At 69.6% G+C, this 23,547-nt stretch carries 19 protein-coding genes; 9 read left to right on the top strand and 10 right to left on the bottom strand.

From position 1 onward, the window contains the following. The first annotated feature begins 34 nt into the window (after window positions 1-34). Window positions 35-1,249 carry a cell division protein FtsZ gene (gene ftsZ / locus EDC50_RS06650; protein WP_123769718.1) on the top strand — a complete coding sequence of 405 codons (1,215 nt, stop codon included), beginning with the start codon at window positions 35-37 and terminating at the stop codon, window positions 1,247-1,249. Between the two features lie 327 nt (window positions 1,250-1,576). Further along, complete coding sequence (lpxC, locus tag EDC50_RS06645) at window positions 1,577-2,491, top strand: UDP-3-O-acyl-N-acetylglucosamine deacetylase (protein ID WP_123769717.1); 915 nt, start codon at window positions 1,577-1,579, stop codon at window positions 2,489-2,491. A gap of 352 nt (window positions 2,492-2,843) precedes the next feature. On the opposite strand, the gene EDC50_RS06640 is transcribed toward lpxC, so the two are convergent. Further along, the gene (locus EDC50_RS06640) at window positions 2,844-3,293 is read right to left on the bottom strand and encodes a DciA family protein (protein ID WP_123769716.1); all 450 of its coding nucleotides are present in this window, start codon (window positions 3,291-3,293) and stop codon (window positions 2,844-2,846) included. Window positions 3,294-3,296: 3 nt separating this feature from the next. Between EDC50_RS06640 and EDC50_RS06635 the strand changes: the two genes are divergently transcribed. From EDC50_RS06635 to EDC50_RS06625, 3 genes are all read left to right on the top strand, one after another. Next, window positions 3,297-4,220, top strand: coding sequence for a M23 family metallopeptidase (locus tag EDC50_RS06635; protein ID WP_123769715.1), 924 nt, complete (start codon window positions 3,297-3,299; stop codon window positions 4,218-4,220). Window positions 4,221-4,432: 212 nt separating this feature from the next. Further along, entirely contained in the window at window positions 4,433-7,153 is a 2,721-nt protein-coding gene (secA, locus tag EDC50_RS06630) for a preprotein translocase subunit SecA (RefSeq protein WP_123769714.1), read from the top strand. Between the two features lie 137 nt (window positions 7,154-7,290). After that, a complete protein-coding gene (locus tag EDC50_RS06625; protein ID WP_123769713.1) occupies window positions 7,291-8,238 on the top strand; it encodes a Nudix family hydrolase in 948 nt (315 codons plus the stop codon). A gap of 7 nt (window positions 8,239-8,245) precedes the next feature. Here EDC50_RS06625 and coaE read toward each other — a convergent pair whose 3' ends face one another. The 8 genes from coaE to EDC50_RS06585 form a co-directional block, all read right to left on the bottom strand. Continuing rightward, window positions 8,246-8,899 (bottom strand): dephospho-CoA kinase, encoded by a 654-nt coding sequence (gene coaE / locus EDC50_RS06620; protein WP_123769712.1) that lies wholly within the window; start codon window positions 8,897-8,899, stop codon window positions 8,246-8,248. A 245-nt stretch (window positions 8,900-9,144) separates the two neighbouring features. Beyond that, window positions 9,145-10,008 (bottom strand): prepilin peptidase, encoded by an 864-nt coding sequence (locus EDC50_RS06615; protein ID WP_123769711.1) that lies wholly within the window; start codon window positions 10,006-10,008, stop codon window positions 9,145-9,147. 36 nt (window positions 10,009-10,044) lie between these two features. Continuing rightward, the gene (locus EDC50_RS06610) at window positions 10,045-11,301 is read right to left on the bottom strand and encodes a type II secretion system F family protein (protein WP_123769710.1); all 1,257 of its coding nucleotides are present in this window, start codon (window positions 11,299-11,301) and stop codon (window positions 10,045-10,047) included. A gap of 3 nt (window positions 11,302-11,304) precedes the next feature. Next, window positions 11,305-13,032, bottom strand: coding sequence for a type IV-A pilus assembly ATPase PilB (gene pilB / locus EDC50_RS06605; RefSeq protein ID WP_123769709.1), 1,728 nt, complete (start codon window positions 13,030-13,032; stop codon window positions 11,305-11,307). A 327-nt stretch (window positions 13,033-13,359) separates the two neighbouring features. Next, window positions 13,360-13,785 carry a pilin gene (locus EDC50_RS06600; RefSeq protein WP_123769708.1) on the bottom strand — a complete coding sequence of 142 codons (426 nt, stop codon included), beginning with the start codon at window positions 13,783-13,785 and terminating at the stop codon, window positions 13,360-13,362. A 93-nt stretch (window positions 13,786-13,878) separates the two neighbouring features. Beyond that, window positions 13,879-14,319, bottom strand: a complete 441-nt coding sequence (locus EDC50_RS06595) for a pilin (protein ID WP_123769707.1) — start codon at window positions 14,317-14,319, stop codon at window positions 13,879-13,881. Window positions 14,320-14,935: 616 nt separating this feature from the next. Continuing rightward, entirely contained in the window at window positions 14,936-16,366 is a 1,431-nt protein-coding gene (locus tag EDC50_RS06590) for a sigma-54-dependent transcriptional regulator (RefSeq protein ID WP_123769706.1), read from the bottom strand. A 222-nt stretch (window positions 16,367-16,588) separates the two neighbouring features. Further along, a complete protein-coding gene (locus tag EDC50_RS06585; RefSeq protein ID WP_123769705.1) occupies window positions 16,589-18,208 on the bottom strand; it encodes a sensor histidine kinase in 1,620 nt (539 codons plus the stop codon). A gap of 315 nt (window positions 18,209-18,523) precedes the next feature. Here EDC50_RS06585 and sucC point away from each other — a divergent pair, with 315 nt between their 5' ends. The 4 genes from sucC to EDC50_RS06565 all read left to right on the top strand — a co-directional run bounded on the left by sucC (window position 18,524) and on the right by EDC50_RS06565 (window position 22,638). Next, a complete protein-coding gene (sucC, locus tag EDC50_RS06580; protein ID WP_123769704.1) occupies window positions 18,524-19,690 on the top strand; it encodes an ADP-forming succinate--CoA ligase subunit beta in 1,167 nt (388 codons plus the stop codon). 16 nt (window positions 19,691-19,706) lie between these two features. Then, a complete protein-coding gene (sucD, locus tag EDC50_RS06575) occupies window positions 19,707-20,582 on the top strand; it encodes a succinate--CoA ligase subunit alpha (RefSeq protein ID WP_123769703.1) in 876 nt (291 codons plus the stop codon). 73 nt (window positions 20,583-20,655) lie between these two features. Continuing rightward, window positions 20,656-20,988, top strand: coding sequence for a DUF559 domain-containing protein (locus tag EDC50_RS16630; RefSeq protein ID WP_277872359.1), 333 nt, complete (start codon window positions 20,656-20,658; stop codon window positions 20,986-20,988). Between the two features lie 15 nt (window positions 20,989-21,003). Further along, window positions 21,004-22,638 (top strand): NAD+ synthase, encoded by a 1,635-nt coding sequence (locus tag EDC50_RS06565; RefSeq protein WP_123769701.1) that lies wholly within the window; start codon window positions 21,004-21,006, stop codon window positions 22,636-22,638. On the opposite strand, the gene EDC50_RS06560 is transcribed toward EDC50_RS06565, so the two are convergent. Beyond that, window positions 22,635-23,471: a PhzF family phenazine biosynthesis protein gene (locus EDC50_RS06560; protein ID WP_123769700.1), complete on the bottom strand. Its 837-nt coding sequence runs from the start codon at window positions 23,469-23,471 to the stop codon at window positions 22,635-22,637. The genes EDC50_RS06565 and EDC50_RS06560 overlap by 4 nt on opposite strands. Window positions 23,472-23,547: the final 76 nt, after the last annotated feature.

The following is a 23,547-nucleotide window of genomic DNA, read 5'->3' as shown; positions in this document are numbered from 1 at the left end:
GCCCCGAATCCGGCGCATATAAGAGGACGACGACATGGCACACTTCGAACTGGTAGAGAAAATGGCCCCGAACGCGGTGATCAAGGTCATCGGCGTGGGCGGCGGCGGCGGCAACGCCGTGGCGCACATGGTCAGCAGCAGCGTCGACGGCGTGGAGTTCATCACCGCCAACACCGACGCGCAGGCGATCAAGAACTGCGGCGCCAAGCTGCAGCTGCAGCTGGGCAGCAACGTGACCAAGGGCCTGGGCGCGGGCGCGAACCCGGAAGTCGGCCGCCAGGCCGCGCTGGAGGACCGCGAGCGGATCATGGACGCGCTGTCGGGCGCCGACATGGTGTTCATCACCGCCGGGATGGGCGGCGGCACCGGCACCGGCGCGGCGCCGGTGGTGGCGCAGCTGGCCAAGGAGATGGGCATCCTCACCGTGGCCGTGGTCACCAAGCCGTTCCCGTTCGAGGGCCGCCGGCGCATGCAGGTGGCGCTGAAGGGCATCGAGGAACTGAGCCACCACTGCGACTCGCTGATCACCATCCCGAACGAGAAGCTGATCACCGTGCTCGGCCGCAACGCGACGATGATCCAGGCGTTCCGCGCCGCCAACGACGTGCTGCTCGGCGCGGTGCAGGGCATCGCCGACCTGATCGTGCGCCCGGGGCTGATCAACGTCGACTTCGCCGACGTGCGCACGGTCATGAGCGAGATGGGCCTGGCGATGATGGGCACCGGCGCCGCGCGCGGCGACGACCGCGCCCAGGCCGCGGCCGAGGCGGCGATCCAGAACCCGCTGCTGGACGACGTCAACCTGGCCGGCGCCAACGGCATCCTGGTCAACATCACCGCCGGCCCGGACTTCACCATGGCCGAGTTCGACGAGGTCGGCCGCACGATCGAGAACTTCGCTTCCGAGGACGCGACCGTCGTGATCGGCACCGTGCTCGATCCGGACATGCAGGACGAGGTCAAGGTCACCGTGGTCGCCACCGGCCTCAACCGCGCTGCGGCGCGGCAGCCGGTGCGCGGCGGCGAGCGCGAGGCGCACCGCGCGCCGATCCAGCTGGTGCGCAACGCCACCACCGGCCAGCCCGAGTTCGGCGCGATGGACGACCTGCCGGCCGCGCGCCCGGGGTTCGCCGGCCACCTGCGCTCCGGCGCGGGCCGGGCGGAACCGGCGGCGCCGGCCGCGGCCGACTTCGGCAGCGACAGCAGCTACCTGGACATCCCGGCGTTCCTGCGCCGCCAGGCGGACTGAACCCGCAAGGCCTCCCTGCCCGCAGGGAGGAGGGGCGTCGCGCTGCCGCGGCGCCCACTACTTCCCCGGCATGCCGGGGAGGGTGTCGCGTCCTCCGCGCCGGCTCGTCCCCGGCGCGCTTGGACCGGCCGGCGGCGCTGCCCCGCAGCCGCCGCCGGCCGGCCGGTTTTCGCGCGGAACCGGCCGTCAAGCGGACGTGAGCGCTTCCGGCCGGGTTCAGCCGCCCGGGTGCTATGCTTTCCGGCCGGCCGGCGGAACGACTCGCATTCGCCGCGCCAAGCCCGTCCCGGCCGCATTCGGCCTCCTCCCGGTTTTCCAGAACGCCCGATGCTGCGTCAGCGCACCCTCAAGAACGTGATCCGCGCCACCGGCGTAGGCCTGCACAGCGGGGAGAAGGTGTTTCTCGCCCTGCGTCCGGCCCCGGTGGACACCGGCATCGTGTTCCGCCGCGTCGACCTGGACCCGGTGGTGGAAGTGCCGGCGAGCGCCGAGCTGGTCACCGAGACCACCCTGTGCACCGGCCTGAGCTGCGGCCCGGCCAAGATCCAGACCGTCGAGCACCTGCTCTCGGCCCTGGCCGGCCTGGGCGTCGACAATCTCTATGTGGAGCTGTCCGCGGCCGAAGTGCCGATCATGGACGGCTCCTCCGGGCCGTTCGTGTTCCTGCTGCAGTCGGCCGGCATCCTCGAGCAGGACGCGCCCAAGCGCTTCATCCGCATCCGCCGCCCGGTCGAGGTGCGCGATGGCGACAAGGTCGCGCGCTTCGAGCCGTATGACGGCTTCCGCCTCGATTTCACCGTGCGCTTCGACCATCCGGCGATCCCGGAGTCGCAGTCGCGCGCGGTGGTGGAGTTTTCCACCGCCAACTACATCCAGGAAGTCAGCCGCGCCCGCACCTTCGGCTTCATGCGCGACCTCGAGTACATGCGCGAGCGCAACCTGGGCCTGGGCGGGTCGATGGACAACGCCATCGTGCTGGACGAATTCCGGGTGCTGAACGACGACGGCCTGCGCTACGCCGACGAGTTCGTGCGCCACAAGATCCTCGACGCGATCGGCGACCTGTACCTGGCGGGCCACCCGGTCATCGGCGCCTACGTCGGCTACAAGTCCGGCCACGCCCTCAACAACAAGCTGGTCCGCGCCCTGCTGGCCGAACGCTCGGCCTGGGACGAGGTGACCTTCCCCGACGTCGACCCGGCCGAAGCGCCGGTCGCCTACGGTTCGCCGGCACTGGCCTGACCCGCGGCGGTCGCGGCTCCCCGTTCCCCGCCTTCACCGACTCCCCGCCTTCACCGACGAGCGGCCAGCCCGCGGCGCCTTCGGCCGTTCACGTTCGCATCTCGGCGCGGCGACCGGCTCGACCGCGCCCCTGGACCTTGCGGAAGCGGCCGGTCGGGGCTTCCGTGGGCGCGGCGAGCGTCGCGCGTGGAACGGACAGTCATCACAGACGTGAACATTGCGTGAGCTCTTAACCAAAACTTCACGCGTTTATTGCGGAATGTTTCCGCCTGTTTAACAAATTCAACGGGTTACCCCTTTAGCATGCCCGCACCCGTCCTGCGCCGTGCTTCCAGCCGGAGGCCGGCGCCGGTCAGGATGCGTCGCGAGGGCCGCCCGCCTCGGGCTCCTTCAAAGACGCGAGGGCGGCCTGCAGGTCCCGCTGCACGGCCGCCGAAAGGGGTTTGGCTTTCCGGTCCGGTTGCGGGGAGGCAACCGCCGGCGTTGTCGTTTTGACGACGAGTTCAGCCGCATCCAGCCCGACGGAGCGGGCGGCGTCGAGCAGTTCCGGTGCCAGCAGGCGCAGTTTGGCCCGCCAGACCGGGGCGTCGACGACGAACACGAGCCTGCCGCGCTCGAAGTTGGCCAGTCGCGCGTGCGCGGCCAGCGGAACCGGCAGGCGAGGGCGCAACCGTCGGTCCAGTTCTTCGAGCCACAGCGCTCGGTGGATCGGACCGCCAGCGGGCTCGGCGAGCAGCGCGTCCAGCGCGGCTTGCGGGGTCGAGAGGTGGCCTCGAGGCGACCTGGGCTTGGAATCAGACATCGTATGACCTTTCCATCCATCGTAAACAAATCCCGCGCGCGCTGTTCGGCGTGGCTGCAGCGGGCCGGCCACTGGGGCGCGCAGCGTCCGCTGCTCGCGGTCGCGCTGCTGTTCGGCAGCGGCGCCGCCCTCGGCGCCGGCGCCGGCATCGCCGACAACGCGCTGCTGCGCGGCCAGGTCGAACGCCAGCAGGCCCTGCTCGAGGCCACCCGCCGCGACGCCCAGCGCGAGCTCAACGCGCTGGCCGCGCGCATGGGCGAACTGCAGGCCGAGGCCAACCGCCTCAACGCCCTCGGCGAGCGCCTGACCCGGATCGGCCAGCTGCAGGACGGCGAGTTCGACTTCGACAAGCCGGTCGGCATCGGCGGCACCGGCCCGGTGCGCGACATGAGCAAGCCCGAACTGGACGCCGGCATGGCCGACCTGGACCGCCAATTCCGCGCCTCCGGCGAGCAGCTGTCGGTGCTGGAGTCGCTGCTGTTCAACCGCCAGCTCGACATGAACGCGGTGCCCTCGCGCGAACCGATCGCAGGCAGCTACATCACCTCCGGCTTCGGCGGCCGCGCCGACCCGTTCGGCGGCGGCAGCCAGTTCCACAAGGGGATCGACTTCGAGGCCGACGTCGGCGACCCGGTGCTGGCGGTGGCCGACGGCGTGGTCAGCTACGCCGGCGTGCGCTCCGGCTACGGCAACGTGATCGAGATCGACCACGGCAACGGCTACGTCACCCGCTACGCCCACAACTCGCGCCTGACCCGCAAGGTCGGCGAGCTGGTCCGCGCCGGGCAGGAGATCGCCAAGGCGGGCTCGACCGGCCGCTCGACCGGCGCCCACGTGCACTTCGAGGTGTGGGAGAACGGCCGGGTGGTCAACCCGCGCAAGTTCCTGAGCCAGCAGTCGCCGCTCAAGCTGCGGATCAAGGGCTGAGCGCCGCAGGGCGAGCCGCCGGCGCTTGATAAGCGCCCCCGGCGCCTCCACGCTACAATCGGCGTGGCCATAGACCAGGCTCGATGCGATCGGGGCGCGCGGCGCCCCGATTCCGTTTCGGCACTGGGCTTTCCTTTGGGGAACTCGCCGGACGATCCGCACTCCGAAAGCGGCCGCCGTCGGCTTTCCCGCTCCGCTTCACGGACCCGTACATGCTCAACAGCCTGCTCACCCGCGTTTTCGGCAGCCGCAACGAACGCCTGCTGCGCCAACTGCAACGCACCGTCGCCCGGATCAACGCGCTCGAAACGGAGATGGAAAAGCTCTCCGACGCCGAGCTGCAGGCCAAGACCCCCGAGTTCAGGCAGCGCATCGAAGGCGGCGAGGCGCTGGACAAGATCCTGCCGGAAGCGTTCGCCGTCTGCCGCGAGGCGTCCAGGCGCGTGCTCGGCATGCGCCACTACGACGTGCAGCTGATCGGCGGCATGGTGCTGCACCTGGGCAAGATCGCCGAGATGCGCACCGGCGAGGGCAAGACCCTGGTGGCGACCCTGCCGGTCTACCTCAACGCCCTGGAAGGCAAGGGCGTGCACGTGGTCACCGTCAACGACTACCTGGCCCGGCGCGACGCAGCCTGGATGGGCAAGCTGTACAACTGGCTGGGCCTGTCGGTCGGGGTGGTCTATCCGGGCATGCCGCACGGCGACAAGCACGCCGCCTACGCCGCGGACATCACCTACGGGACCAACAACGAGTTCGGCTTCGACTACCTGCGCGACAACATGGCGCTGTCGAAGGAGGACCGCTTCCAGCGCGGGCTGCACTACGCGATCGTGGACGAGGTCGACTCGATCCTGATCGACGAGGCGCGCACGCCGCTGATCATCTCCGGCCCGGCCGATGAGTCGCCGGAGCTGTACATCAAGGTCAACCGCGTCGTGCCGCACCTCACCCGGCAGCAGAGCGAGGACGCCGAGGGCGACTACTGGGTCGACGAGAAGCAGAAGCAGGTGCACCTGTCCGAAGCCGGCCAGGAGAACGCCGAGCGCCTGCTGCGCCAGGCCGGCATCCTCGGCGAGGAGGACGACCTGTACGACCCGCGCAACCTCAGCGTGGTCCACCATCTCAACGCCGCGCTGCGCGCGCACGCGATCTACCAGCGCGACGTGGACTACATCGTCCGCGACGGCGAGGTGGTGATCGTCGACGAGTTCACCGGCCGCACCCTGCCGGGGCGGCGCTGGTCGGACGGCCTGCACCAGGCGGTGGAGGCGAAGGAAGGCGTGCCGGTGCAGCGCGAGAACCAGACGCTCGCCAGCATCACCTTCCAGAACCTGTTCCGCATGTACAGGAAGCTGGCCGGCATGACCGGCACGGCGGATACCGAGGCCTACGAGTTCCAGAGCATCTACGGCCTGGAAGTGGTGGTGATCCCGACCCACAAGCCGGTGCAGCGCAAGGACCATCCGGACGCGGTGTTCCTCAACAAGGCCGGCAAGTACCGCGCGGTGGTCAACGAGATCAAGGACGCGCACGCGCGCAAGCAGCCGGTGCTGGTCGGCACCACCTCGATCGAGGTGTCGGAGATGCTGAGCCGGCAGCTGCGCGAGCTGGGCATCCCGCACGAGGTGCTCAACGCCAAGCAGCACGAGCGCGAGGCGCACATCGTCGCCCAGGCCGGGCGGCCGGGCGCGATCACCATCGCGACCAACATGGCCGGCCGCGGCACCGACATCGTGCTCGGCGGCTCGCTCGAGGCCGAGATCGCCGAACTCGAGGCCAGGAACGGCGGCCCGCTCGACGAGGTCACCCGCGCCCGGCTGAAGGCCGAGTGGCAGGCGCGGCACGAGGCGGTCAAGGCCGCCGGCGGCCTGCACATCATCGGCACCGAGCGCCACGAGAGCCGCCGCATCGACAACCAGCTGCGCGGCCGCGCCGGCCGCCAGGGCGACCCGGGTTCCTCGCGCTTCTACCTGTCGCTCGAAGACAACCTGATGCGCATCTTCGCCGCCGACTGGGTGCAGAAGGTGATGGCGCGGATGGGTCTGAAGGAAGACGACATCATCGAAAGCCCGCTGGTGACCAAGCAGATCGCCAACGCGCAGCGCAAGGTCGAGGCCCACAACTTCGACATCCGCAAGAACCTGCTCGACTTCGACGACGTCAACAACGACCAGCGCAAGGTGATCTACGCCCAGCGCAACGAGCTGCTCGAAGCCGAGAGCGTGCAGGAGAACATCGAAGGCATCCGCGGCGACGTGGTCGCCGAGACGGTGGCGCGCTTCGTGCCGCCGAACTCGGTCGACGAGCAGTGGGACCTGCCCGGGCTGGAGGCCGCGCTCGCGCAGGACTTCGGCGTGCAGCTGCCGCTGGTCGCGATGGCGAAGGAGAGCCCGGAACTCGACGCCGAAACCATCGAGGAGCGGGTGCAGGAGGCGGTGCGCAGGCACTTCGAGGAGCGCGAGGCGCAGCTCGGCAGCGAGACCATGCGCCTGCTCGAGAAGCACATCATGCTCAACGTGCTCGACCAGAACTGGAAGGAGCACCTGGCGCGGATGGACTACCTGCGCCAGGGCATCCACCTGCGCGGCTACGCGCAGAAGCAGCCCAAGCAGGAGTACAAGCGCGAGGCCTTCGAGCTGTTCAGCGACATGCTGGAGAAGGTCAAGCGCGAGGTGATCACGCTGCTGGCGCGGGTGCGCATCCGCAGCGAGGAGGAAGTCGCCGCGCTGGAGGCGCAGGAGCGGGCGATGGCCGAGGCGCAGGCGCGCCAGCTGCAGTTCCAGCATGCCGACGCCGGCGGCCTCGGCGCCGACGAGGAAGCGGCGCAGGCGCGCGGCCGCGAGCAGGCGTTCGCCAATGTCGGCCGCAACGACCCCTGCCCCTGCGGCAGCGGCAAGAAGTACAAGCACTGCCACGGCCAGTTGGCGTGACGCCGGAGTGCGCGAGGTGGGAACCGGGCATCGTGGAGAGCAGGAGCCGAAGATCCGGACGCGGCGCTGACGCGGTCGCGTCGGCCGCTGCCGAAGCGCCGGAACCGGCGCTTGCGGCGCGCGAGCCCGCGACCGGCGTGGCCGCGCCGAGCGCCGCGGTGCACGTGGTCGCCGGCGTGATCCGCGACGCGCGCGGCCGGGTCCTGCTGACCCGCCGCACCGAGGGCCGCGACCTGGCCGGGTTGTGGGAGTTCCCGGGCGGCAAGCGCGAGCCCGGCGAAACGGCCGAGGCCGCGCTGGCGCGCGAGCTGCGCGAGGAGCTCGGCATCGAGGCCGAGGTCGGCGCGGCATTGATCGACGTGCCGCAGGCCTATCCGCACAAGCGCCTGCGCCTGGACGTGCGCGAGATCCGCGCCTGGCGCGGGCACGCCCGCGGCCGGGAAGGGCAGGCGCTGGCGTGGGTGCCGCTGCACAAGCTCGCCAGCTACGCGATGCCGCCGGCGGACCGGCCGGTGGTCGCGGCGCTGCTGCAACCGCCGCATTACCTGGTGACGCCGGAGCCTGCCGACGAGCGCACCTGGCTCGCCGGGCTCGAGCGTGCCCTGGCGGGCGGCATCGCCCGCGTGCAACTGCGCGCGCGCGGCGCCGATCCGGCGCGATGGCCGCGCCTGGCCGAGCGCGCGGTCGCGCTGTGCCGCGAAGCGGGCGCCGAGGTGCTGGTCAACGGCGATGCGGCCCTGGCCGGCGCGCTCGGCGTCGGCCTGCACCTGCGCGCCGCGCAGCTGCGCGAGTGCCGCGCGCGTCCGGTGCCGGCCCAGTTCGCCCTGGCGGCGTCCTGCCACGACGAGGCCGAGCTGCGCGCGGCGCAGGCGCTGGGCTGCGACTTCGCGGTGCTCGGCGCGGTCAGGCCGACGGCGAGCCATCCGGGCGCGGCCGGCATCGGCTGGGACGGCTTCGCCGCGCTGCGCGAGCACGTGTCGCTGCCGCTGTACGCGATCGGCGGGCTCGGCCCGGGCGATGTCGCCGAGGCGCGCCGTCATGGCGCGCAGGGCATCGCCGCGATCCGCGGCCTCTGGCCGCAATGAGCGCCGTTCAGGCCTCCGCGACCGGCGTGAGCGGGGTATCCAGCGCCTGCAACTGCTCCGCCAGCGCGCGATAGCGCCGGTCCAGCGCGGCGATGTGCGCGTCCAGGTCCGCCAGGGAACCGTCGTTGACGATCACGTCGTCGGCGATCGCCAGGCGCTGGGCGCGCGTCGCCTGCGCGGCGATCATCCGCTCGGCCAAGGCCGCGTCGATGCCGTCGCGGCGCATCAGCCGCTCACGCTGCGCTTCCACCGGCACGTCGACCACCAGGATTCGGCCGAGCCAGGGATAGGTGTCGTAGCCGCCGCCTTCCGCCAGCAGCGGGATCGCGGCGATCGCGTACGGCCCGGGAGCGGTTGCGCAGGCGTCCTGCAGTACCCGGCGCACGTGCGGATGCACGATCGCCTCCAGCCGGTGCCGCGCCGCGTCGTCGCCGAACACCCGCCGGCGCATCGCCGCGCGGTCGAGGCTGCCGTCGGCCGCCAGCACGTCCTCGCCGAACGACGCGACCACTTCGGCCAGTCCGGGCGATCCCGGCGCGACCGCTTCCCGCGCCGCCACGTCGGCATCGGCAACGAACACGCCCAAGGCCTGGAAACGCCGGGTGATCTCGCTCTTGCCGGAGGCGATGCCTCCGGTGACGCCGACGACGAAGGAACTCATGCGCAAAGCGTTTCCATGATGGCCGCGGCCTAGGGTAACGGAGGCGGGCGAGGACCGGGACCGTCCGCCGGCGGCCAAGGGCCCCGACAGTTCAGGTTGGCGCTGCAGGCCGGGCGCGACACGGGGGCATGCCGGCGCATGGGCGGCGCCATGGCAGCGTGGCCGCAGGGCCAAGGGCGCCGGAGAACAAGGAGCGGTACCGCTTCTGCAAGCCGCGCGATGCAAACCCCGCGACGTGCGGCGCGTCAGCGCAGCCCGGCGAAGCGCAGGTACGCGTCCAGCATCCGCTCGCCCCAGAAGAACACGACCCAGCCGGCGATCGCGAGATAGGGGCCGAACGGGATCGGCGTGGCGCGGTCGCGGCCTTTCGTCGCCAGCCAGATCGAACCGACGATCGCGCCCACCAGCGATGACAGCAGGATGGTCGGCAGGACGCCCTTGAGCCCGGTCCAGGCGCCGATCGCGGCGAGCAGCTTGAAGTCGCCGTGGCCCATCCCTTCCTTGCCGGTGAGCTGCTTGAACAGCCACCACACGCTCCACAGGCTCACGTAGCCGGCCACCGCGCCGAGCAGCGCCGGCTTGGCCGGAAAGTACAGGTTGTCCGAGGCGGCGATCAGACCGAGCCACATCAGCGGCAGGGTCAGCTGGTCCGGCAGCAGCTGAGTGCGCAGGTCGATGCCCGAGAGCGCGACCAGGAAGCCGGTGAACACCATCGCCCCGAAGCCCTGCCAGCCGAAGCCGAAGCGCCAGACGCAGGCCAGGAACAGCAGCATGGTCAGCAGTTCGACCAGCGGGTACTGCGGCGAGATGCGCGTGCCGCAGTGCCGGCAACGCCCGCGCAGGGCGAGATAGCTGAAGACCGGGATGTTCTCGTACCAGGCCAGCACATGCTTGCAGTGCGGGCAATGCGAACGCTCGACCACGATTCCGGGCGGCGGCGGGTCGTAGACCTCCGGCTGCTCCAGCACCTCGCGCGCGTCGCGTTTCCAGGTCCACTCCAGCCGCCGCGGCAGGCGCAGGATCACCACGTTGAGGAAGCTGCCGACCAGCAGGCCGAAGCCGGCCGCCAACGGGTAGCCGAGGGCGGGGTTTTGATCGAGGTATGCCATGCGCGGGATTGTCGCCTAAGTTCGTGCCGGCCGCTCTCAGCCCACCGTCGAGGCGAGCTTGAAGATCGGCAGGTACATCGCGACGACCATACCGCCGACGATCACACCCAGGAACACCATGATCAGCGGTTCGAGCAGGCTGGCCAGCGCATCGACCGCGTTGTTGACCTCCTGCTCATAGAACTCGGCGACCTTGAACAGCATCGTATCGAGCGCGCCGGCCTCCTCGCCGATCGCCGCCATCTGCACGACCATGTGCGGGAACAGGTTGACCTGCTTCATCGCCATGTTCACGGAATAGCCGACGGCGACGTCGTCGCGGATATTGCGGACCGCATCTTCGTAGACCACGTTGCCGGTGGCGCCGGCGACGGTGTCCAGCGCTTCCACCAGCGGCACGCCCGCCTTGAAGGTCACCGCCAGGGTGCGGGAGAAGCGGGCGATCGCCGAGTTGTGCATGATCTGTCCGACCACCGGCAGCTTCAGAATCATCCGGTCGAGGAAGCGCGAGAACGCGACCGAGCGTTTCTTCGCCATCACGAAGGCGACGATCACGCCAGCGATGCCCAGAAACACCGCCCACCACCAGCTGACCATGAAGCGGCTCAAGGCGACGATCAGCTTGGTGAACGCGGGAAGGTCGGCGCCGAAGCCCTTGAACACTTCCTCGAACTGCGGGACCACGAACACCAGCAGGATCGAACTGACGATCAGCGCCACTGCGATGACCATCGCCGGGTAGAACATCGCCTTCTTGATCTTGCCCTTCAGCGACTCGATGTTCTCCTTGTAGGTGGCGATGGTGTCGAGCACCGTCTCCAGCACGCCCGCGGATTCGCCGGCGCGGACCAGGTTGCGGTAGAGCTCGTCGAACTGGACCGGGTGCTTGCTCAGCGCCTCGTAAAGCGAGGACCCGCTTTCGATGTCCGCCCGGATCGTGTTGACCAGGGTCGACATGCGCGGGTTCTTGTTGCCGTTGGCGATGATCTCCATCGCGCCGACGATCGGCACGCCGGACTTCATCATCGTCGCCAGCTGGCGGCTGAACACGGCGATGTCGAGCGGGGTGATGCGCTTGCCGGCGCCGCCGAACAGCGGCTTCGGCTTGGGCTTGACCACCTTCGGGGTGATGCCCTGGCGGCGCAGCTCGGCGCGCAGCGCGTTGGCGTTCTTGGCCTGCTGCTCGCCTTTCATCACCTTGCCGCGCTTGTCGGTGCCCTGCCAGACGAACACGTCCAGCGGGTCGGGGCGGCGCGCGGAGGTCGGCTTGGCGGCGGTACGGGTGGCGGACATGGCTCAGTCCTTGGTGACGCGGTTGATTTCGGCGAGGCTGGTGATGCCGTTCTTGACCTTGAGCAGCGCCGACTGGCGCAGGTCGCGCACGCCGGCGCGCTGCGCCGCCTCGGCGATCTGCAGGGCGTTGCCGCCGGCAAGCACGATCGACTGGATCTCTTCGCTCATCGGCATCACCTGGTAGATGCCGGTGCGGCCCTTGTAGCCTTCGGTGCAGTCGGGGCAGCCGACCGGCTCGTAGAGCGTCAGCCCGGCGGCGATTTCCTCGTGGGTGAAGCCTTCCGCGAGCAGCGCGTGCTCGGGCAGGTGCACTTCGCGCTTGCAGTCGTGCAGGCGCCGCGCCAAGCGCTGGGCGATCACCAGGGTCACGGACGAGGTGATGTTGTAAGGCGCCACGCCCATGTTCATCAGGCGGGCGATGGTCTGCGGCGCATCGTTGGTGTGCAGGGTCGACAGCACCAGGTGGCCCGTCTGCGCGGCCTTGATCGCGATCTCGGCGGTTTCCAGGTCGCGGATCTCGCCGACCATGATCACGTCCGGGTCCTGGCGCAGGAAGCTGCGCAACGCGGCGGCGAAGGTCATGCCGCGCTTCACGTTCATCTGCACTTGGTTGATGCCGGGCACGCGGATCTCGACCGGGTCCTCGACCGTGGAGATGTTCCGGTGTTCCTCGTTGAGGATGTTCAGGCCGGTGTATAGCGACACGGTCTTGCCCGAACCGGTCGGGCCGGTAACCAGGATCATGCCGTAGGGCTTGCCCAGCGCGTCCAGGTACAGCTGCCGCTGGTCGTCCTCGTAGCCGAGCTTGTCGATGCCGAGCTTGGCCGCGCCGGCGTCGAGGATGCGCAGCACCACCTTCTCGCCGAACAGCGTGGGCAGGGTGCTGACGCGGAAGTCGATCTGCTTGGTCTTGGAGAGGTTGAGCTTGATGCGGCCGTCCTGCGGCACGCGCTTCTCGGCGATGTCGAGCTGGGCCATCACCTTCAGCCGCGCGGCGATCCGCGCCTGCAGGTTCGGCGGCACCTTGGTGACCTGCTTGAGCAGGCCGTCGATGCGCAGGCGCACCCGGTACTCGGTCTCGAACGGCTCGAAGTGGATGTCCGAGGCGCCCTTGCGGATCGCTTCGACCAGCACCTTGTTGACGAACCGCACCACCGGCGTGTCGTCGGTCTTGACGTCGACGCCGCTCTCGCCGGAGAGGTCCTGCTCGCCGCCGCCGCCGACGTCCAGGTTTTCCAGGCCTTCCTGGTCGCCGACGGTGTCGGCCAAGGCGTCGCTGGCATCGAGCCACAGATCGATGTGCCGGACCAGCCGGTCCTCGTCGATCAGGATCGGTTCGACCACCAGGTTGGTCTGGAACTTGATCTCGTCCAGCGCGTGGGTATTGGTCGGGTCGGAGATGCCGATGAACAGGCGGTTGCCGCGCCTGAAGAGCGGCAGCACGCGATGCTTGCGGACCAGCGCCTCGCTGACCAGCTTGATCGCGGACTGGGACGGGTCGAACGCGGACACGTCCAGCAGCGGCACGCCGAACTCGATCGAGTTGGCCGCGGCCAGCTGGGCCGGGCTGACCAGCCGCTTCTCGGCCAGGTAGGCGGTGATCGGCTGCTTCTGCGCCGCCGCGGCCGCCAGCGCCTGGCGCGCGGCGCCGTCGTCCAGCGCCCCGTCCAGCACCAGGCGCCGGGCGATGCCGGTGATCCCCACCAGGTTGGCAGTGGCGGCGGTGCTCATGAAGTCCCCCGATTCCCCAGAACGAATGTACCGCAATTCGCCGGCCCAGTAGCTGACGGGGCGCACGTTTGTAGCGGCGGCCCGATGTCGTGCAACAGTTCAGCCGCGCGTGACGTCATGCCAAACGTGCGTCGGTTTGAGGGTTATGGGTAACTGCAGCTGGAATTTCGCCGACGCCCGTTAAAATAAAGCGATTTCCGCGAAGAGAAAAGGCAATGGATTCATGTTTGAACATTTGCCAAGTCGCGGGGCTCATATGAGCGTCTTAAGTTAAGTTTTCACTCCTGTGCGTAGTTAAGCGACAGAGTTCCAGGATATTTCACATTCTTACGCGGCGACGCAATTGGCAGGTCTATGCGTCACATCAACATTGGTCTCGCAGGTCCACTCTCCAGCAGAGGATCTACTCCACTGGATGAACCTTCCGGATATTTTAGGGTTTCCTTTGAGCAGGCAACGAATCGCATAGTTCGCAGCTCCGTTTACAGGCGGCGCCGCGGTTGTTGCGCATCTTGGCGTAGAAGCAGGTAGACCGAGGTGGTTGACGTTCGTATAGCTATTCGGGTCTGTTATGCCGTCATTGAGTTTTATTTCGTACTGAACTTTGGCGGAAGTGATCTCAGCTAGTCCGGAGGCAACCTGGGCTTTCGCAGCATAGTTTTGATAAGCTGGGAATGCGATTGCGGCAAGTATGGCTATGATGGCAATTGTAATCATCAACTCAATTAGACTAAAGCCAGTAGCATTCTTCATGTCGCCCCCTTCGACGTATGATTGTGCTATTTGAGCAAAATCTATGCCAAAAAAAAGGCCGCCTTACGGCGGCCTTTTTGGTTCTGGCCCAAATTATGGGGCCGTGCAGCCGGCTGGGAGGTACGATTCCTTCCAGTTCGCCGGACGAGCCGTAACAGTGCACGTCCACACTCCGTTCGCGTCGCGGTTCAGGTTGACAACTGCAGTCGCTACGCGTGGGTTGCCTGCAAGGGTGCAGCTCAGTGCCGGCGACGCAGCACCGGCGTTTGGAGCCGCCACAGAGATGGTGCTGCAGCGCGCCGTATTATTTGCAAGCCCCATATTGGCCTGAGTGTAATAGGCGGCGGGCTTGTCTTCGTTGATGCCCACCTCGTAAGCAGTTTTGGCCCCGGTGATTTCGGCGAGGCCGGAGGTCACCTGCGAGCGGGCCACGTAGTCCTGGTAAGCCGGCAGCGCGATCGCGGCCAGGATCGCGATGATCGCGACGACGATCATCAGTTCGATCAGGGTGAAGCCTTGCTGGGTCTTCTTCATCGGTGTTTCCCCTAGGAGTGTTGAATTTCACGTGCCGCTCGGCCCGGCGTTCCGGTCCTCGGGCTGCCGTGCGCGAAGCACGTGCAGCAGGTTATACGCACAAGCCGTGCCAAGCGGGGTTTCGACGGGGGAAATGTTCGAAGTGGTGCGCGGGTCACGGTTGAGGTCACTGACTGCCGAAGCCGCTGTCATGACGCGTCACCGGGGTGACGTTTTTTGTCAGGCGCTTGGCGAGGGTACGCGGGACGCGGTCGATCCAAGCCTCGGCAAGCCCAAAAGGCCTCGGGTTTTGTCGCTCACAGCTGGGGCCAGGGGCGCCGAGGCAGTGCTCTGCGATGCCTTGGCAGGAGTCGAAGTCGCTGACCTGCCTCCGCGGGATGCCGGAAGGCGCGTGGACGCCACGGGGATTGGGTTGAGCGAAGAACTGGGCTGTTGACGCTGCCCTCGACTGCCCCCGGCGGTCTTTCCGTCTCCCGCCGGGCCGGTGAGCGGTTCCATGCACACGCTTCCGCAGCGGGAGAGGGATACCTCGCGCACGTTCCCGGAGGGAAAAGGACTCCTGCGCCCGCCCGCAAGCCGGACCGTGACCCGCGGTCTCCGCCGCAGGAGGGTGGCGTTATTCGATGCCGAGCTTCTTCAGCTTGTAGCGCAGGGCGCGGAAGGTGATGCCGAGGGCGGCGGCGGTGCGGGTCTTGTTATAGCGGTTTTCCTGCAGCGCCTGCTGGATCGCGGCGCGCTCGATCTCCTCGATGTACGAGGGCAGCGGGCTGCTGGCGGTATCGCGCGGGCTGAGGGTGCGCGGGTCGACCGCGACCGGGGCGCCGGGCACGGGCGCCGGCGGGGCCGGTGCGGGTGCGGCGGCGGCCGGCGCGACCGGCGGCGCGACCCGCGGCAGGTGCAGGTCGGCGGCGTCGAGATGGTCGCCCTCGGCCAGCGCCAGGGCGCGCTCGAGGATGTTCTCCAGCTCGCGCACGTTGCCCGGGAACGGGTAGGCGCGCAGCGCGGCCAGGGCGTCGTCGCTGAGCTGCGGCACTGGGCGGTGCTGCGACTTGGCCAGGCGCTCGAGGATCCGCGCCGACAGGCCGGGCAGGTCCTCGGTGCGCTCGCGCAGCGCCGGCACCCGCAGTTCGATTACGTTGATGCGGTAGTACAGGTCCTGGCGGAACTTGCCTTCCGCGACCAGCGCGGCCAGGTCCTTGTGCGTCGCCGAGAGGATGCGCACGTCGACCGGCACCTCGGCGTTGGCGCCGACCGGGCGCACCGACTTTTCCTGGATCGCGCGCAGCAGCTTGACCTGCATCGACAGCGGCAGCTCGGCGATCTCGTCCAGGAACAAGGTGCCGCCGTCGGCGCTCTGGAACAGCCCGAGCTTGTCGGCGTGGGCGCCGGTGAAGCTGCCCTTCTTGTGGCCGAAGAACTCGCTCTCCATCAGCTCGGCCGGGATCGCGCCGCAGTTGACCGGCACGAACGGGCCGCTGGCGCGGCCGCCTTCGGCGTGGATGGTGCGGGCGACCAGCTCCTTGCCGACGCCGGATTCGCCGACGATGTACACCGGCGCCTGGCTGCGCGCGACCTTGGCGATGGTCTGGCGCAGCTGCGCCATCGCGGGCGACTGGCCGTACAGGCGCGAGGCGACGCGGTCGGCCGCCGGGGCCTCGCCGTTCGGCCGGCGGCGCTCGTTCAGTTCCAGCGCGTGGCGGACCAGGTCGCGCAGCACCGCCAGATCGACCGGCTTGGCGACGAAGTCGAACGCGCCGGCCTTCAGCGCCTCGACCGCGGCCTCGACGTTGCCGAAGGCCGTGATCATCGCCACCGGCGTGTTCGGGTACTTCTGGCTGATCTCGGCGACCAGCTCCATGCCCGAGCCGTCCGGCAGGCGCATGTCGGTCAGGCACAGGTCGTAGCGGTTGCGGCCGAGCTGGCCGCGCGCTTCGGCGAGCGTGGACGCGGTATCGCAGCGCAGGCCCATGCGCCCCAAGGTCATGACGAGCAGCTCGCGGATGTCGCGCTCGTCGTCGACCACCAATGCACTGCGTGTTTCGGCCATTTTCCCTCCCCTTCCCACGATAGCTTAAGGCCGCGTGAAGAGCCAAGCGCGCAGGCCATGGGCGTTGGGGGAGGCCTGAACGGCTTCCGTCGTCCCGTGAAACCCGAAGCCCTCGAAGCTGGACACGCCTGGATTCCCGCCTGTCGCGGGCGCTACGGGTCATCCGGACCTCTTTGTCGGTCCTCCACGAGCCTGTTCAGCGGAAGGCGAGCGCCCGGCCGGTCATCCCAGCAGTGGGCTGCCGCCGGCCAGGCGGATGCGGAAGCAACTGCCGCCGCCGGGCACCGGCACGTAGTCGAGGCTGGCCTGGTTGGCCCGGCACAGCTCGCGGGCGATGTACAGGCCCAGGCCGGTGCCGTGCCCGGAAGTGGTGAAGAACGGCCGGAACAGGCGCGAGGCCACCGATTCCGGGATGCCCGGGCCGCGGTCGAGCACGTCGATGGTCGGCAGCCCCAGTTCGTCGACGTGCACGTGCACGCTGACCCGCGCCGGCGCGCCGGGCATGCGGCCGTAGGTCAGCGCGTTGTGCACCAGCGCGGTCAGCACCTGGTGCAGTTGGCGCGGGTCGGCCACCGCCGGCAGCCGCGCCACCTCGGCGGTCGCGCGCAGCGTGTCGTGGTCGAGCGGGTGGCTGGCCAGGTATTCGTCGACGAACTCGCGGGCGAAGCCGACCAGCTCCATGTGCTCGGGCTTCGCCGGCTGGCGCCGGGCCATGCCGAGCACGTTCTCGACGATCCCGTTCATGCGCAGCCCCTGCTGGCGGATGATCTCGAGCAGGCGGCGCTCGGCGGTGGGCACGTCGTCGGATTCCTCGAGCAGCTGCACGGCGTAGTTGATCGCGGCCAGCGGATTGCGGATCTCGTGGGCGAGGCTGGCGGAGAAGCGGCCGAGCGTGGCCAGGGTCATCGACTCGGCCTGGCGCGACAGCAACGACGTGTCGTCGAGGAAGATCAGCGTCTGCGCGCTGCCGGCGAGCAGGCGGGTGAAGCGCGGCACCACTTCCGGCAGGTCGGGGGCGAACTGCATCGGGCTTTCGTCGTTCTCGCCGCGCTCGCGCCAGCGCCGCAGGCGGCGGGCGAGTTCGGGTGCGGCCACGTCGAGGTTGCGCAGGCCGGTGAGGTTCTCGCCCTCGCCGGGGTCGCCGAGCAGCAGCATCGCCGCCTCGTTGGCCAGGCGCACATGGTTGTCGCCGTCGACCAGCAGCACGCCGGTGCGCAAGCGGCGGATGATCAGCTCGTTGACCTCGCCCAGGCGCGCCGCCTCGGCGCCGCGGCGTTCGGCCAGGTCGTAGCCGGCGCGCATCTCGCGGCCGAGGATGCTGGTCAGGGTGGCCACGGCGACGTAGGCGATCGCGAACATGATCGCCTCGGCCAGGCTGCGGCTGCCTTCGCCGTCGATCGCCATGCTCCACAGGTATTCGCTGATCAGGCCCGCCACCGCCAGCGCGGCCGCGCCCAGGCCGTAGCGCGCGCGCAGCAGCAGCGCCGCGGCGCCGATGTTGAACATCAGCATCAGCGCGATGCCGGTATCGGCGCCGGGCATCGCGTGCATCGCCAGGAAGCCGAAGAACAGGTCGGCGGCGATGCCGGTCATCGCCTGCGCGCGCAGTTCGCCACGCCGGCCGAAGACGAACAGCAGCGCGGCGATGAACAGGTACGAGAGCGCCACCGCGCTGGCGAACAGGTCGGAGCGGATCGGCTCGATCAGCCCGCTGATCGGCCCGAACAGGAAAAACACCAGCAGCGCCGCCTCGAACAGACGGTACAGGGTGAAGAAGTACAGTTCGCGCCGCAGCGCGCGATCGGCATCGGCGACGGCGAGCGGGGCGAGGGGCGTGGACAAGCGGCGTTCCGGGCGGGCGAGGGGGCCGAGTATAGGCGGGGCGGTCCCCCTTCGCCGCCGATGCGCGGAGCGGCACGCTTGCGTCCGCCGCCGGCGCGCCGTACGCGGGGAACGCCGTTGGTTCGCGCTCGGGAGCGCGCGCCGGCTCTCCCGGGCGCAGGGGGAGGCGGGCGGGGCGCAGCTGCGTCCGCGCGGGCGAGGGATGGCGCGGTTTTTGCCCGAGGCAGGACGATCGGCGACAATGACGGCCCCCCTCGCGGTCGGCCGGGATCCGGCGTCGGGCCGCGGGGCATCTCACACTCCCCTCGGTGACGCATGAATTTCCACGAATATCAGGCTAAGCAGCTGTTTGCCGACTACGGCATCGCGGTGCCGGCCGGGCGCGTCGCGCGCACGCCGGAAGAGGCCGTCGACGCGGCCAAGGCGATCGGCGGCGATTTCTGGGTGGTCAAGGCCCAGATCCACGCCGGCGGCCGCGGCAAGGCCGGCGGCGTGAAGCTGGCCAAGACCTACGACGAGGTGCGCGAGTACGCCAAGGGCATGCTCGGCACGAAGATGGCCACCTATCAGACCGCCGGCGTGCAGCTGCCGGTCGATGCGGTGCTGGTCACCCAGGCCACCGACATCGCCAAGGAGCTATACCTGTCGGTGCTGGTCGACCGCGGCAGCAAGGCCATCACCTTCATCGCCTCGGCCGAGGGCGGCGTGGAGATCGAGAAGGTCGCCGAGGAGAACCCGGACGCGATCAAGACCCTGCACGTCAACTACGTCCAGGGCCTGCAGCCCTACGAGTGCCGCAACCTCGGCTTCGCCCTGGGCCTGAACGCCAAGCAGGTCAACCAGCTGACCAAGATCATGCTGGGCCTGTACAAGCTGTTCAACGAGAAGGACCTGTCGCTGGTCGAGCTCAACCCGCTGGCGATCCTCACCAACGGCGACCTCGCCGTGCTCGACGGCAAGGTCAACTCCGACGACAACGCGACCTTCCGCCACCCGGAGCTGGCGGCGATGCGCGACATCCGCCAGGAGGACGAGACCGAGGTCAAGGCCAGCCAGCACGACCTCAACTACGTCACGATGGACGGCAACATCGGCTGCATGGTCAACGGCGCCGGCCTGGCGATGGCGACCATGGACGTGATCAAGCTCAACGGCGGCGAGCCGGCGAACTTCCTCGACGTCGGCGGCGGCGCCACCAAGGAGCGCGTCACCGAGGCGTTCAAGCTGATCCTGTCCTCCGACAAGGTGAAGGCGATCTTCGTCAACATCTTCGGCGGCATCGTCCGCTGCGACATGATCGCCGAGGGCATCATCGCCGCGGTCAAGGAGGTCGACGTCAAGGTGCCGGTGATCGTGCGCCTGGAAGGAACCAACGTCGAAGCGGGCAAGGAGCTGCTGAAGAACTCCGGCCTGGCGATCACCCCGGCCGACGACATCAACGACGGCGCGAAGAAGGCGGTTGCGGCCGTCGCCGGCAAGTAAGCACAGGACGGACACCATGAGCGTATTGATCGACAAGAACACGAAGGTGATCGTCCAGGGCTTCACCGGCTCGCAGGGCACCTTCCACGCCGAGCAGATGATCGAGTACGGCACCAAGGTCGTGGGCGGCGTCACCCCCGGCAAGGGCGGCAGCACCCACCTCGGCCTGCCGGTCTTCAACACCGTCGCCGACGCCGTCGCCGAGACCGGCGCCGACGCCTCGGTCATCTACGTGCCGCCGCCGTTCGCGGCCGACGCGATCCTCGAGGCGGCCGACGCCGGGATCAAGGTGATCGTGTGCATCACCGAGGGCATCCCGGTGCTCGACATGCTGCGCGTCAAGAACGTGCTCAAGGGCTACGAGGACGTGGTCCTGGTCGGCCCGAACTGCCCCGGCGTGATCACCCCGGGCGAGTGCAAGATCGGCATCATGCCCGGCCACATCCACAAGCCGGGCGTGGTCGGCATCGTGTCGCGCTCGGGCACGCTGACCTACGAGGCGGTCAAGCAGACCACCGACGTGGGCCTGGGCCAGTCGACCTGCATCGGCATCGGCGGCGACCCGATCAACGGCACCAGCTTCATCGACGCGCTGAAGTGGTTCCAGGACGACCCGCAGACCGAAGGCATCATCATGGTCGGCGAGATCGGCGGCAGCGCCGAGGAAGAAGCCGCCGAGTTCATCGCCCAGTACGTGACCAAGCCCGTGGTCGGCTTCATCGCCGGCGCCTCGGCGCCGAAGGGCAAGCGCATGGGCCACGCCGGCGCGATCGCCTCCGGCGGCTCGGGCACGGCCGAGGGCAAGTTCGCGGCGATGGAAAGGGCCGGCGTCACCACCGTCCGCTCGCCGGGCGACCTGGGCGCGGCGATCGCCAAGCGGCTGGCCAAGTAAGCGCCGGCGCCGGGCGTTGCGTGGAAGGCCGCCTTCGGGCGGCCTTCCGTTTTGGGCAAAGGAGCATCGGGGCGTGCTTGGCGATCGAGTTCGACGGCGGCCAGCACAACGGCGCGGCCGCCGAGCCGGCAGGACGGCCTTTCTCGAGCGCCAGGGCTACCGCGTGCTCGGATTCTGGAACAATGACGCCCTGGCGCGGACCGGGGGCGTGCTGCAGGCAATCCTGGCGGCGCTCCTGGTCGGTCCTCACCCCAATCCCCCTCCCGCAAGCGGGAGAGGGGTGGGTGGGGGCACCGCGGTTGATCTTGCATCTCACCCGGCGACGGGACACACCCCGCCCGTTGGCGCGGGAGGGGCTCGAAAGAGCGCATCCACGACCTCGCCACGGCGATCCACGACTTCGTAACAGCGAATCCGAACGATGTCCAAACCGCTTCGCCTCGCCTTGGCCCAGTTCGACTTCCCGGTCGGGGCCGTGCACCAGAACGCCGAGCGCATCGCGGCGATGATCGCGCAGGCGCGCGACGAGTACGGCGCCGACCTGGTGCTGTTCCCGGAGCTGGCCCTGAGCGGCTACCCGCCCGAGGACCTGCTGCTGCGCCCGAGCTTCCTCGCCGACTGCGAGGCGGCGCTGCGGCAGGTGGCGGAAGCGGCGCGCGGCATCGTCGCGGTGGTGGGCTGGCCGGAAGCGGCGGGCCCGGTGGTGTACAACGCGGCCAGCGTGCTGCGCGACGGCACGGTCGAGCGCACCTACCGCAAGCGCGAGTTGCCGAACTACGCGGTGTTCGACGAACGGCGCTACTTCGACGTCGATCCGGACCGCGAGGACTGCGTGTTCGAGGTCGGCGGGGTCCAGGTCGGCCTGATCGTCTGCGAGGACCTGTGGTTCCCCGAGCCGATCGCCGGCACCGTCGCCGGGGGCGCGGAACTGGTGCTGGTGCCGAACGCCTCGCCCTACGAGCACGACAAGCACGCGCAGCGCGACGCGCTGATCGCCCAGCGCGTGCAGGAGACCGGGGCCGGGCTGGTCTATCTCAACGTGGTCGGCGGGCAGGACTCGCTGGTGTTCGACGGCGCTTCGGTGGTCGCCGACGGCGACGGCACCGTGCACCCGGCGGCGGCGGCGTTCGTCGAGCAGTGGCTGGTGGTCGAATTCGACCCCGCCACCCGCCGCTTCGCCGCGCTGGAATGGCAGGAGGACGGCGACGAGAGCCGCGACGCGCTGGCCTGGCGCGCGGTGGTGCGCGGCACCGGCGACTATTGCCGCAAGAACGGCTTCGACCGGGTCTGGCTGGGCCTGTCCGGCGGCATCGATTCCGCGCTGGTGCTGGCGATCGCGGTCGATGCGCTCGGCGCGGAGAACGTGACCGCGGTGCGCCTGCCTTCGCGCTACACCGCCGACCTGTCGAACGACCTGGCCGCCGAGCAGTGCGCGATGCTCGGGGTGCAGCTGCTGACGGTGCCGATCGAGAAGCCGTTCCAGGGCTTCCTCGATGCGCTGGCCGGGCCGTTCGCCGGCCGCGCGGCCGACGTGACCGAGGAGAACCTGCAGTCGCGCGCGCGCGGCGCGCTGATGATGGCGCTGAGCAACAAGTTCGGCGGCCTGCTGCTGACCACCGGCAACAAGAGCGAGTACGCGGTCGGCTACGCCACCATCTACGGCGACATGTGCGGCGGCTACGCGCCGCTCAAGGACCTGTACAAGACCGAGGTCTACCGGCTGGCGCGCTGGCGCAACACGGTCGGCGACCGGGCGGTCCCGCAGGGCGTGATCGACCGCCCGCCCTCGGCCGAGCTGCGCGAGAACCAGAAGGACCAGGATTCGCTGCCGCCGTACGACGTGCTCGACGGCATCCTGCTGCGCCACGTGGACCAGGAGCAGTCGCGCGACGAGATCGTCGCCGCCGGCTACGACCCGGCCACCGTGGACAGGGTGCTGCGGCTGGTGCGCACCAGCGAATGGAAGCGCCACCAGGCCGCGCCCGGGCCGAAGGTGTCGCGGCGCGCGTTCGGGCGCGAGCGCCGCTATCCGATCAGCAACGGCTACCGCCGCTAGCCGGCGATCGGCACCGCGTGGCCGCCGACGCGGATGCCGCCGGCGGCGCCGATGCCGACGGTGAGCAGGCTGGGCCGGCCCATGTCCTCGCCCTGCAGGATCGTCACCGTCGCCGGCGGCTCGACCAGGCCGAGCGCGCGCAGGTAGCCGCCGAACGCCGCCGCCGCCGCGCCGGTGGCGGGGTCTTCGACCACCCCGCCGACCGGGAACGGATTGCGCGCGTGGAAGCGGGTCGGGGTCTCGCGCCAGACCAGATCGACCGTGGTCAGGTCGTGCGCGAGCATCGCCGCCTTGAGCGCGTCGAAGGCGTAGTCGAGCCGGCGCAGCCGCTCGCGCGTGCGCGCGGCCAGCAGCAGATGGCGCGCGCCGGCGAAGGCGATGCGCGGCGGCAGCGCCGGGTCGAGCTCGTCCCGGCGCCAGCGCAACGCCTCCAGCGCCTGCGCGAGCAGCGCTTCGGGAACCGGTTCGACCCCAGGCGCGAGGCTGGTCAGCGTGGCGCTGGCGCGGCCGGCCTCGATGGCGGTCTCGACCCGTATCTCGCCGCCGCGGGTGCGCAGGCGCAGGGTGCCGGGGCCGGCGCGTTCGGCGATCGCGACCGCGCTGGCGATGGTGGCGTGCCCGCAGAACGGGACCTCCGCCAGCGGGCTGAAGTAGCGGATGTCGTAGCGGCCGTCGCCGTGCGGCCGGAGGAAGGCGGTCTCGGAATAGCCGAGGTCGGCGGCGATGGCGAGCATCGCCGCCTCGTCCAGGCCGGTGGCGTCGAGCACCACGCCGGCCGGGTTGCCGCCCTCGGGGCGGTCGGTGAAAGCGGCGTAGCGGAGCAGTTCCGGCATCGCGCGTCTCCCGGGGAAGGAGACGGGATCGTAGGAGCGATGCCGGGCCGCGGAAACGCCGCGGACGGCGCCGCAG

The organism is Vulcaniibacterium tengchongense (assembly GCF_003814555.1).
In the GTDB taxonomy this organism is placed as follows: domain Bacteria; phylum Pseudomonadota; class Gammaproteobacteria; order Xanthomonadales; family Xanthomonadaceae; genus Vulcaniibacterium; species Vulcaniibacterium tengchongense.
This window is presented reverse-complemented; position numbering and strand designations above follow the sequence as displayed.

Excerpts from the sequence above, each read along its gene's own strand:
- ftsZ (WP_123769718.1), top strand. The coding sequence starts at position 35 with ATGGCACACTTCGAACTGGTAGAGAAAATGGCCCCGAACGCGGTGATC.
- lpxC (WP_123769717.1), top strand. The coding sequence starts at position 1,577 with ATGCTGCGTCAGCGCACCCTCAAGAACGTGATCCGCGCCACCGGCGTA.
- EDC50_RS06640 (WP_123769716.1), bottom strand. The coding sequence starts at position 3,293 with ATGTCTGATTCCAAGCCCAGGTCGCCTCGAGGCCACCTCTCGACCCCG.
- EDC50_RS06635 (WP_123769715.1), top strand. The coding sequence starts at position 3,297 with ATGACCTTTCCATCCATCGTAAACAAATCCCGCGCGCGCTGTTCGGCG.
- secA (WP_123769714.1), top strand. The coding sequence starts at position 4,433 with ATGCTCAACAGCCTGCTCACCCGCGTTTTCGGCAGCCGCAACGAACGC.
- coaE (WP_123769712.1), bottom strand. The coding sequence starts at position 8,899 with ATGAGTTCCTTCGTCGTCGGCGTCACCGGAGGCATCGCCTCCGGCAAG.
- EDC50_RS06615 (WP_123769711.1), bottom strand. The coding sequence starts at position 10,008 with ATGGCATACCTCGATCAAAACCCCGCCCTCGGCTACCCGTTGGCGGCC.
- EDC50_RS06610 (WP_123769710.1), bottom strand. The coding sequence starts at position 11,301 with ATGTCCGCCACCCGTACCGCCGCCAAGCCGACCTCCGCGCGCCGCCCC.
- pilB (WP_123769709.1), bottom strand. The coding sequence starts at position 13,032 with ATGAGCACCGCCGCCACTGCCAACCTGGTGGGGATCACCGGCATCGCC.
- EDC50_RS06600 (WP_123769708.1), bottom strand. The coding sequence starts at position 13,785 with ATGAAGAATGCTACTGGCTTTAGTCTAATTGAGTTGATGATTACAATT.
- EDC50_RS06595 (WP_123769707.1), bottom strand. The coding sequence starts at position 14,319 with ATGAAGAAGACCCAGCAAGGCTTCACCCTGATCGAACTGATGATCGTC.
- EDC50_RS06590 (WP_123769706.1), bottom strand. The coding sequence starts at position 16,366 with ATGGCCGAAACACGCAGTGCATTGGTGGTCGACGACGAGCGCGACATC.
- sucC (WP_123769704.1), top strand. The coding sequence starts at position 18,524 with ATGAATTTCCACGAATATCAGGCTAAGCAGCTGTTTGCCGACTACGGC.
- sucD (WP_123769703.1), top strand. The coding sequence starts at position 19,707 with ATGAGCGTATTGATCGACAAGAACACGAAGGTGATCGTCCAGGGCTTC.
- EDC50_RS06565 (WP_123769701.1), top strand. The coding sequence starts at position 21,004 with ATGTCCAAACCGCTTCGCCTCGCCTTGGCCCAGTTCGACTTCCCGGTC.
- EDC50_RS06560 (WP_123769700.1), bottom strand. The coding sequence starts at position 23,471 with ATGCCGGAACTGCTCCGCTACGCCGCTTTCACCGACCGCCCCGAGGGC.